The sequence below is a fragment of the Streptomyces colwelliae genome, from assembly GCF_048158785.1.
Lineage (GTDB): Bacteria > Actinomycetota > Actinomycetes > Streptomycetales > Streptomycetaceae > Streptomyces.
This window is the reverse complement of sequence record NZ_JBLTJC010000626.1, coordinates 1-3,705: the sequence shown is the minus strand read 5'-3', so window position 1 is coordinate 3,705 and position 3,705 is coordinate 1. Positions and strand designations below refer to the sequence as shown.

The window sequence follows — 3,705 nt, the reverse complement described above, 5'->3', positions numbered from 1 at the left end:
CCAGGATCTTCGGCCAGCGTTTGCCCAGGGGGCCGCGCCAGGCGAGTTCGGGCAGCACGGGCGTGTGCAGCAGGTACACGTACCAGGACTTGGCGCCCTGGCCGAGGAGTTGGCCGACGCGGCGCGGAGGCGGAGCGGGTACGGATGTGGATCCGGACGCCCGCTGTGATTGCGGACGTGAGGAGCTGATCAGGGCTGATCAGGGCAGATCGGGGCTGATCGGGGCGAGGGGCCCCGGACTGTCTGTCCCGGGGTGAGATCCGCATCGGCGGCGACATGCCCCGTGGTCCACAGGGCGCTCGCACAGCCGGTGCCCCACCGTCGGCGAGGTCGTCCGTCGTCCACGAGGCCCCCGCGTGGCCGATGCCCTGTAGCCCGTCGGGCCGTGGCCTACGCTGGGCGGGTGACGACCCCGGAAGCTGAGCAGTCCCAGTCCGCGCCCGTTGGTGAACCGGTGCCGGAGCAGACGGGTGCCGAGGTGCCGTCTGCCGCCGGAGCCGCGGCGGGTGACGGTTCCGTGAGCGAGGGCACCGGGGGCGGTGCTGCCGACTCCCGGGAGGCCGACGCCCGACCGGACGATGGTCGGCCGGAGGACTCCCACCCCGCGGACGCTGCTGCGCCCCGGCCCGAGGAGCGGCTGGAGCGGGCCGTACGGGCTGCCGAGCAGGCGTTGATCGAGTACGAGATCGCGGTGGACACCTTCCGCATCGAGGTCGAGAACTTCTCCCGGCTGCACCACCAGAAGCTCGGCCCGATGTACACCCGGCTCGACGAGTTGGACGCCCGGATCGCCGAGGCCCTGGCCGCACGCACCGGCAACCCCGAGGACATCCGCAAGGCGGACGAGGCGCGGGCCCGGGTGATGCCGATGCCCGCGGTCGAGGAGCTGTTCCACGGCTGGATGGACGGCGACGGCCTTTTCCCGGAGGCCGCGGCGATGCTCACGGACCAGCCGGTCCGGCCCCCGCAGCGGGTGCGGCCCAGCGAGGAGGCCCGCAAGCTCTACCGCGAGCTGGCCCGCAAGGCCCACCCCGACCTGGCGCAGGACGAGGACGAGCGCAAGCGGCGTGAGGAGTTCATCACGCGGGTCAACGCCGCCTACAGCCGCGGCGACGCACCGCTGCTGCGCGAGCTGGCCGAGGAGTGGGCGGCGGGACCGGCCCCGGCGGAGCGCGGCCCGAGCCCCAGCGAGGAGCTCTACGCCCGCCTCGAATGGCTCGCCAACCGCAAGGAACTCCTCACGCTCGTCGCCCGGGAGCTGGAGGAGGGTGCCATCGGCTCCATGCTCCGCATCGCCCCGGACGACCCGGACCGTCTTCTCGACGAGATCGCCGAGCAGTTGCTCGCCCAGGTCGCCGAGCGGGAGGCCGCGCTGGCGGACCTGCTCGCGCAGCCGCACGCGTCGGAAGGTCCGTCGGGTAGCGTCGGGCCATGAGTTTCGGAACTGGTGTGCCCACGGTCGAGGTCGGAGACCTCAAGGACGGCGACTTCCTGCTGGACGTCCGCGAGGACGACGAGTGGCAGGCGGGTCACGCCACGGGGGCGCTGCACATCCCCATCAGTGAATTCGTGGGCCGGTACGGCGAGTTGACCGAGGCGGCGCCGCAGGACGGCAGGGTCCATGTGATCTGCCGTTCCGGCGGGCGTTCGGCCCAGGTCACGATGTACCTGGCCCAGCAGGGCATCGACGCCGTGAACGTCGACGGCGGCATGCAGGTGTGGGCGGCCGCGGGCCGGCCCGTCGTCACGGACGAGGGCCAACCGGGCTTCGTGCTCTAGGAGTTCGAGGCTTCAGAAGTTCAGGGCTTCAGGGCTTCAGAAAGTTCAGCGCTCTGGGGCCTTCACGGTCACGGCCTGCGGTCGGTCCTAGCCCAACGGGTGGGCCGCCAGCAGGTCCCCCAGCGCCTCCTCGTGTGCCGCCGCCGGGCCGAGCGAGAGCTCCAGGTGCTTGGCCCAGGCGTGGTACCGGTGCAGGGGATATTCGGTGTCGGCGCCGAACCCTCCGTGCAGATGCTGCGCGGTCTGCACGACCCGTCGTACCCCCTCCGCCGCCCAGATCTTGGCCACGGCCAGGTCCGCGGCGGCGGGCAGCGCGCCCTGTGCTCCCGAGGCGATCCGCCACGCGGCCTGCCACAGGGTGGCCTCCATCGCGCGCAGGTCGATGTAGCGGTCGGCGGCCTGCACGGCGACGGCCTGGAAGGTCGCGACGGGGAACCCGAACTGCTCGCGCCTGCTGGTGTATTCGCCGGTCATGCGCAGGACGGCGGTGCCGAGTCCGAGGGACAGCGCGCAGGTGCCGGCGGTCAGCAGGTCCCGCAGCCACTCCCAGGCGCCGTCGGCGTCGATGACGTCGACCCTCGCGATCGGCACGGATTCCAGGCGCAGTTCGGCGAGCCGCTCGCCCGTGGTGGAGATCTGCTCGGCGAGGACGACTCCCTCGCGGTCCGGGGCGACCAGTGCGAGGACGGTCCGGTCCGCGTCCGTGTGCGCCGGTACGACGACCAGGTCCGCGGTGTGCGCCCACGGCACCGCCGTCTGCACCCCGTCCAGCACCCACCGGTCGCCGTCCCGCCGTGCCGTCACGGCTAGTTCGGCCGGGTCGTGGCCACTGCGGCCGTGCGCGGCGACGGTCAGCACGAGGTCGCCGCGGCCGGCCCGGGCGAGTAGGGCGGACCTCAACTCCTCACCGCCGTAGGCCTGTACGGTCGCGGCGGCCGCGCTGCTCTCCAGGAGCGGCACCCTGGCCAGCACCTTCGCCGACTCCCGCAGCACCAGGCACAGGGCGATCGCGTCCAGGCCCGCGCCGCCGTACGCCTCGTCGAGCAGGAGGCTCAGCAGGTCGGCATCGGCGAGCCTGGCCCACAGCGCGCGGTCGAAGTCGTCGGCCACGGCGCCCGTGATGTCGGCCGGACTGGGCACACCGTCCGGCGCGACATCGGCGAACACCCCCGCCGCCGCCTCGGCCGCCGCCTGCTGCTCCTCGCTGAAGGTGAAGTCCACGGTCCCTGCCCTCCCGCACGCACACACCGGCCAACGGCCGTGCGTCCGACCAGATCTGACGGAGCGTCAAGATAGAACAGGTTCTAGAAGAAGGGAACGGGCGCACCTCCGGGGTATGTACTAGCGGTCGACGGGTCGTTCGGCGTCCGGTCGTGGGGTCACCGGACGACCGATCGTTCGGTTCGGGGATTCAATGGTGGGATGTGCCGAGGAGAGGTGTCAACGGCTGTGGATAACCTGCGGGCAGCCGCTGTGGACAACCTGTGTGACTGGTGAGGCAGGGGACTGTGCCCGGGGCGTGCCCCTGAGTACCGTTCCGTGCGGCGCCGGGGAGTGGTAGGCGTGGAGCACCGCCGGGCCCCCACGGCCGGGCGGGCGCGGTGGACGGTGGCCGATGGACGGACGGGACTCGGAAACGGGGCGGAATGGACGCGAACGACGGAGGCTCGAACGCCCCCGAGGAGGGCGAGCGGACACCTGCCTCCTCCGAGGAGGGCGAGCGGATGCCTGCCCCTTCCGAGGGGCCACGCCCGCCTGCCTCCTCCGACGGGCCGCACCCGCCCGTCGCCCCTGAGGGCCCGCGGACGCCCACCGCCTCCGGGTGGCCGCACGTGCCATCGTCGCCCTGCTGAGCGACTGGTTCCCGAAGACCACCGGCGAGATCGTCCACGTGGACGGCGGCCTGCACGCCATCGGAGCCTGACC

At 72.6% G+C, this 3,705-nt stretch carries 3 protein-coding genes and 1 pseudogene; 3 read left to right on the top strand and 1 reads right to left on the bottom strand.

Annotated elements, in window-relative coordinates; genetic code table 11:
* Positions 1–403 precede the first annotated feature (403 nt).
* Complete coding sequence (locus ACNFOC_RS52205) at positions 404–1,435, top strand: hypothetical protein (protein WP_416965996.1); 1,032 nt, start codon at positions 404–406, stop codon at positions 1,433–1,435.
* Between the two features lie 14 nt (positions 1,436–1,449).
* Positions 1,450–1,779, top strand: a complete 330-nt coding sequence (locus ACNFOC_RS52200) for a rhodanese-like domain-containing protein (RefSeq protein WP_393034431.1) — start codon at positions 1,450–1,452, stop codon at positions 1,777–1,779.
* Positions 1,780–1,866: 87 nt separating this feature from the next.
* Here ACNFOC_RS52200 and ACNFOC_RS52195 read toward each other — a convergent pair whose 3' ends face one another.
* Positions 1,867–3,000 carry an acyl-CoA dehydrogenase family protein gene (locus ACNFOC_RS52195; protein ID WP_416965995.1) on the bottom strand — a complete coding sequence of 378 codons (1,134 nt, stop codon included), beginning with the start codon at positions 2,998–3,000 and terminating at the stop codon, positions 1,867–1,869.
* A 604-nt stretch (positions 3,001–3,604) separates the two neighbouring features.
* On the opposite strand from ACNFOC_RS52195, the pseudogene ACNFOC_RS52190 reads away from it, so the two are divergent.
* Positions 3,605–3,703, top strand: a pseudogene (locus ACNFOC_RS52190) (enoyl-ACP reductase FabI); the annotation flags it as partial.
* Positions 3,704–3,705: the final 2 nt, after the last annotated feature.